The organism is Mesorhizobium sp. M5C.F.Ca.IN.020.32.2.1 (assembly GCF_004023105.1).
Classification (GTDB): domain Bacteria; phylum Pseudomonadota; class Alphaproteobacteria; order Rhizobiales; family Rhizobiaceae; genus Mesorhizobium; species Mesorhizobium wenxiniae.
The window spans coordinates 1-6,300 of the sequence record NZ_RZSX01000342.1 but is presented as its reverse complement, the minus strand read 5'-3'; the positions used below and the strand labels follow the sequence as shown (position 1 = coordinate 6,300).

Sequence of the window (6,300 nt, the reverse complement as noted above, 5' to 3'; positions counted from 1 at the left end):
CGCAGGGGCTGGGTAGACCGGGCCGGACTCACCTAACTCACCGGGTCCAGCCACGACATGCATCGCCAAAGGCAAGGACCCTCCCCGCTGAGCGCGGGCTCAGCCATGGCCGCTGAGGCTACCGCACTCTTTCGAGTGAACGTAAGGTCTTAACGAGCGTAGGGGAAACGTCCGCAGAATATACGATGTGCCTCAGGGCCCGAGTGCTTATTCGGTCAAGATGATCTGGGCTAAGGCTCCCGCGTTCGCCGCAACGAAGGCGTACATCATTCCCTGGATGCCACCGCCAATGAACAATAGTAGACCAGTTATATCCCGCTGCCCATTTCTTCGGCTACGAGGTCGGGCCGGCGCTCGATCAACGTACGGCTGATGAAGCCCAGATGCTCGGGATTGGTGCATGGCGGGCGCCCCAGAAGGCTGTCCAGGATGCGGCGCGCTCGCCAGGCCAGCAGGCCAAAGTTCGGATCAGCCAGCCCGCGCTGTCCAAGGCAGGCGTTCTGAACGAAAAGGCGTCTGTCTCGCGGTCCGTCCCAGTACACAGAAAAATCCTCGCCGGTGGCGAGCTCATTGCCGATCTGCTCGAGGCGATCTGCGATCGGTTCCAGGAAGTCCGGCAGCGCGTTCTCGTACCCCGTGGCCAGGATGACGATGTCCGCGGTTACTTCTCCGATGTTATCCATGCCGCGCTGCAGCGTGAGCCTGTGCCCCGCCCCTGCGTTGATGCAGCGCGACACGTTGCAACTTGGCCGCAGTGTGATGTCGCATTGGTGTGGCTCGAGAAAGGCGTGGTGGTAGAGCGCCTGATAGACCGCGCGCAACGTGCTTTCTGAAATCCCGTCGGAGGCAAGCGCGAAACGCCGCAGGAACAGCTGGCGATGCACCTCGCTCATGGCCGCAAAACGATCCGAAAAGCAAGGCGTGAACAGCTCGTTTGTGAACGGGTGGTCGTCGAAAGGCATCCCGCGCGTCAAGACCCAAGTGACCGCCGCGGGCCGCCGTTCTTTCGGCCGGCCGACAAGGTGCAGCAGCAGCTCGGCTCCCGACTGTCCGCCGCCAACCACGCAGACATGCTTTTTGTGCACCTCAGGATGGATATGCGCTAGGTCTGATGAGTGGAACAGGTTGGGTCCAGTCCAGCCATGAAACTGAGGCGGAATTTGCGCCTGCTTGCCTATGTCGATGACGAGGTTTCTCGCATCAAGGACCGCGTTGTCCGTCCGCACGCGAAACTCGCCTTCAAAGCGGATTTCGCGAACGGCCTCGCCGCCACGGACAAGCGGATTCTTCTGGAACGCCCAGTTGAGATATTGAGCGAACTCGGCTCTGAGCACCCCGTGAAATTGCGCATTGAGGAAATGGTAAAGACGCCCGTTCTCGTGGAGGTAGTTTACGAATGTGTAGGCTGATCGCGGATTGACCAGAGTAACCAGATCCTGGAAGTGGCCGACCTGGAGCTCCGCGCAATCGAAAGCGCTGCCTGGATGTCCGCGGAAATCGACCTGCCGGTCCAGGAACAGTGCCCCTTGCGCAATCTCTTCCTGTGTCTGACACGCAAGGCTCAAATTAGACGGCCCAGCACCGATACCAATGCAAAAGAGGTCCACTTATCCTTGCTCCTCTAGGAGTGTTTTCCAACTCAGCGGGATGTGCGCGGCGACCGCCAGGCATTGAGCATTGCGAACCTCACAGGCATCCTTGAGCCGCGGTCCCGAGTGCGAGGACGGCAAAAGCGTGTGCCGCCTTCCAGGTCTTGGACTCAATGTCGGCGGCATCGACAGCGGCGCGGCATGATCCGAACCCAAGAGCGGAAGGAAAGCGTGTGATGCTGTCGCGCGGCTCTTCCGGATCTTACGGCGGCATCTAGCGCCGGCCTCCACCCCAGGATTGGCTGTTTCCCAGCCACGACGGAAGCGGCGCTTTCTTTCGAGGGCGTAACCATGGATAACGGCTCTTAATGCGTTCGGAGACTCCCATGCATGCAGCGTGCCGGATAAAGAAAACGTCAAACCAACGAGTTCTCGTAATTCCAGCTCGTCTGGAACCCGACATTGTCGCACGCCCGACGATCGGGCAGAGGAAGCTCCGCGGCAGCGGCCCTTGCACACCGCAGGCCTGACAGGGGGCAGCCGCCGATTTGACCCGCGTCCGGGTACTGATCAGGGGCCTTCCAACAGGGTTCGCGCCCCGAGGCGGGGGTCCCCTGGTACACCCGCCCTGTGGCTTGGCTGCGGCCTGCTGCAGCCGTTCGTCTTTACTGCCCGTTACAGACGATCTCGCACGAGTTGGATGCACGAGAGCGTCCTGAAGCAGTCGAGGCGTCCGGTTTGGCTCTGACAAGCATCGCACGATGTTCGCGGATCCAGCCATGTCTCCGCAATCCGACCGGTAACCGACGACGACTTCGGACTGGTTGGCGGTCCTACGACCTGATCGGTGTTCCTACGGAACTGATCAGCGAGCCAAAAACAGCGGCAATGTGGTCTTCTCAAAGCTCCAGCTCGGCGGACCGCCGAAAATCCGCTCACGCAGCCGACGGCTGCCATAAGCACCCATGACTATCATGTCAGCACAGATGTCGTTCGCGTGCTGAGTCAGCACTGTGCCCGCCGATTTGCCGGCGCTCTTAAGCAGGTCAACGGAGACCCGAGCACCGTGCCGAGTAAGATAGGCAGCGATGTCTGCTCCAGACTGCGCACCTTTCCCGTTGTTTTGCGCCTTCGGATCGACCATAGCGACACAAACTTCCTCAGCAGCGGATAGGAGACTAAGAGCTTCCCGAACCGCACGCGAGGCCTCTACGCGCGAATCCCAGCCGACCAGCACGCGTCGAGGCGACAGGGTCGCCTTAGCGCCCTTCGGCACGATGAGCACCGGCTTTCCGCTATCGAACAAGCAGCCGTTGACAACAGGAGGTCCGAGAGTCTCATCGTTGAGGAGGTCCGCTCCAACGATCGTCAGGTCAGCGCAGAGCGCCCGCTGTCGCGCCACTTCACCGAGGCTAGCCGGATCGCAATAGTCGGTGTCAACGTCACAGGAAAGCGACATAGCTTTCAGCCGTTTGAGGATATCCGCGGACCGTCTTTCCATTCTGGTCACGTCCTGTGAAAATTTCTCGATTTGCTGAAATCGATAATTCGGTACTGCAATTGCCTGTGCACGTCCCGTACCCCACTCGAGGGGCGGAGACGACATCAAGAGCAATGGAGGCGGTATAATCAGTACGGATAGGTGCGCGCCGACCTCGCCACACAGTCCGGCAGCTGTTGTGAGGTCCTCATCAGAATGATCAGCACCCGTCACACAGAATATGCTTTTAAATTCCATTTGCCTGCTTCTCTTGGTCTTCGTTAGGAGCGTCTGCGGCAACCCGCTCTCAGCGGAGGAAGAGAGAGCGGCACCACATTCGACCACCGATTTCAGTCGTCCGGCTTCTCGAGCGAGTAGCCGGCCGACCTGACGGTGCGAATGACGCTGCCGAGCAAGGCCGTTTTCAGCGCCCTCCTGATTCGGCTGATATGGACATCGACGGTGCGTGCACCGACATGAATGTTGGGCGGCCAGGCCGCCCCGATAAGCTCGTCCCGGCTGAAGACCTTGCCGGGGGCCTCAATCATAAGCCGCAGCACGTTGAACTCGATCCGTCCGAGATGGATGTCGTGGCCATTACCGCGAACCCGACGGGCATCGAGCTTCATCTCCAGGCCTCCACAACAAATCCAACTGTCGTTTTCAACCCCGTTCGAACCACGCTTGGTCAGCCCGAGCCTCGCCCGCAGGCAGTCGAGCAGCTTGGCCGGAGCCACCGGCCGCACAAAGCTCTCAACGCCTGCCTTCAAGAGATCGAGGTGCTGGTGCTCGGCGCCAGGCGCGATCAGGGCGATGATGGGCAGGTCGGTGGTGCGCGGTTCCCGCTTGAGGTGGGCGCAAATTGCGGACCCGTTTATGCTGGCTGGGTCGCAATCCAGCACTACGGCCTGAAGCTCCCGTTGTTCGGCCAAGGCCAGCGCAGCCTTCGCGCCGTCTGCCGTCTCACTGCTGAAACCGTCCACCTCCAGTATGTGACTGTAGAGCAGATAGAACTCGGCATCTTGCGAGCAGATCAGGACCAGCGGCTTCTTCATCAGCGATACCCCAACAACCTGGTCGGCCTCGAGCCCCTGGATCGAGGGGACTGGCCAACAAAGTTTCTCGGGTCCGTCATGGTGGCCTTTCTCGAAAATCGCGCCCATCATGCCAGCGCCACGTGGGGAAAGGTTTCGATGACTGAAATCGCATCGTCGACCAGCTTCGTACCAGCCGTGGCGAGCTTCAGGAGCGTCTCGAAGCCAAACCGGTGGACATCGCGCAGCGTTTTGGACAAAACGACCAGCCGTCCGGTCGTGAAAAGCACCCGACCAAAACCCTCATGGCTCACCTGGATCATCGGCGATGCCATAAGGCCGCAGCGCTCCTCGATCGCAAGCCCGATGGCGGCGTAGTACTTGTCGAGCCTCCACAGCACGTCCGGATCGGGATCTCCGATGATCGGGATCGCTCGGCGCTGTTCCTTGGTAATGATGAAGTCGCCCAGCAGCTCGGCGTCCGCTTTGCGTTCCCACGAGCCATAGGAATCCTGAGCACGGATCAGCCGCACGAGGCATTTGACGAACGGGGTGCAAAGAGCCGCCTCGTCTTCGGTGACAGCTGGGGGGATTGCGGGGTCAGACATTTGGCGTCCTCCTATCAGTCCTCGTCCTCGAAGGACGGTTTCGTTTCGGCAACGCCCGCTTGCGCCAGCACCTTGCGCAGCCAGGGCGGAGGACACGTCCTGAGCATCATCTGCGTGCGCAACAGCACCTCTTGGATGGATTGGGGCTCCGCCACTTTGATCGGGTGGATTTTTGCCGCGACAACCTTGGCTGCCGAAGGTCCGCCAATCGCCAGACAAAACAGCAGATGACAGCCTTTCAGCGCATCCACCTTGGGCGTGATGCGGTCATCGCCCTCGGCCCGATGCTCCCCGCTTTCATCCGAAACGTCATCGAAGGCCACGGCTTCGACGAGATTCCATTCCTCGCGCGTCACGTCGTAGACAGCAAAGCGCTTGGCCGACCCGAAATGGGCATTGAGGTTCTGCATGTCCTGAGTGGCGATCGCAACGCGCAATGCGCCCGCACGTCGTTCAGGCATCGGGGCGAAAACCTCATTACTGACCAGCGAGAGGCGGCGAACAGCGTTCATGTGATATTTCTCGATTACGGAGTGGATCAAGCGCCTCAGGAGTGGGCGCGTGTTGGTTGGCCTGGAAGATGTTGGCGACCTCGAAGATCAGGTCGCGGGTGCCCTGATAGAGAATTGCGAGCTTGTGCTGGCTGCCTAGTCGATCGAAGACCGGGAACCCGATGCGCATGAGCGGAATTCGGAGCCGCTCCGATGCTTGGCGCCCGTGCGAATGCGTGACAAGCAGGTCAGCACCGACGGCAAGACTTTCCAGATCGCCGAGATCGCCGATCTGAACCGAAACCGCCGGGACTTTCTTGAGAATTTTAGACCTGTCGGTCGTTGTGACGGCCGCGGCTATCTCGGAGCCGAGGCCAGCAAAGAAGGTTGCAAGTTGGAACAGCTGGTCTGGTTCGGCAGCGATGGCAATTTTCTTGCCGCCGAAATGGAAATGTCCGTCGAGCATCGCGTCCTGCAATTGCGCCCGGCGCCGGCGCACGCGGGCCGGTACCGCCGCGCCCGAAATCGAAGACAGCAGCGACACGAAGCGGTCCGTGTCCTGCAGCCCAGTCAGTGACTGGAACAACACGTAAGGCACGCCGGTCAACCCGAGCAGCGCTTTCGCCGGGCGGCGCATGTGCTCACCGATGGCGATGCATTGCATGGCCGTGCCCAACTCGCGAATGTCCTCGACGCTGGTGCCGCCGTATGTGGTCGCTACCCAGCGGTCAGGAACCGTACCGTCGAGCGAGCCTGAGATGTCGGGCAGAATAACCGGCTTGAGCCCAAAGCTTTCAACCATGTCCCGCATATGCTCGACGTCGGCGACAGTGAGGTTGCATCCGGGCAGGATTGCGATCTTCTTCGGGTGCCGCGCCCGTTCGCCCGAGCGTGTAATCCCTTCGATCATTGCGGTGACTGCCCTGGCCCAGCCCTCTTCGATCGCGCCGTCAAAATCCGGCGTGTTGGCCAGCACGACCTCCGTACCCGCAAGCTCTTGCGTGTGCTTCAGCTTGACGTTGGCAATATCACCCGCGCAATCTTCGCCACGCGTCTCCACGAGCGCGGTCGTGCACACCCCGATCAGCTTTGGCTTCG

6 protein-coding genes are annotated in these 6,300 nt (G+C 60.6%); all 6 read right to left on the bottom strand.

Translation table 11 applies throughout. The annotated features are described in order from the left end of the window. Positions 1-308: 308 nt before the first annotated feature. Entirely contained in the window at positions 309-1,607 is a 1,299-nt protein-coding gene (locus EOA86_RS17995; RefSeq protein ID WP_091599464.1) for a SidA/IucD/PvdA family monooxygenase, read from the bottom strand. An 847-nt stretch (positions 1,608-2,454) separates the two neighbouring features. Then, positions 2,455-3,327: a universal stress protein gene (locus tag EOA86_RS17990; protein ID WP_091599578.1), complete on the bottom strand. Its 873-nt coding sequence runs from the start codon at positions 3,325-3,327 to the stop codon at positions 2,455-2,457. Positions 3,328-3,419: 92 nt separating this feature from the next. After that, the gene (locus EOA86_RS17985; protein WP_029356516.1) at positions 3,420-4,235 is read right to left on the bottom strand and encodes a response regulator transcription factor; all 816 of its coding nucleotides are present in this window, start codon (positions 4,233-4,235) and stop codon (positions 3,420-3,422) included. Further along, positions 4,232-4,711, bottom strand: coding sequence for a NifX-associated nitrogen fixation protein (locus EOA86_RS17980; protein ID WP_029356518.1), 480 nt, complete (start codon positions 4,709-4,711; stop codon positions 4,232-4,234). Before EOA86_RS17980 ends, EOA86_RS17985 begins: the two co-directional genes overlap by 4 nt. A 14-nt stretch (positions 4,712-4,725) precedes the next feature. Then, positions 4,726-5,223 (bottom strand): nitrogen fixation protein NifX, encoded by a 498-nt coding sequence (gene nifX / locus EOA86_RS17975; RefSeq protein WP_091599467.1) that lies wholly within the window; start codon positions 5,221-5,223, stop codon positions 4,726-4,728. Further along, a partial coding sequence (nifN, locus tag EOA86_RS17970; RefSeq protein ID WP_128342884.1) for a nitrogenase iron-molybdenum cofactor biosynthesis protein NifN occupies positions 5,189-6,300 on the bottom strand: 1,112 nt, incomplete at its 5' end. The genes nifN and nifX, both read right to left, overlap by 35 nt.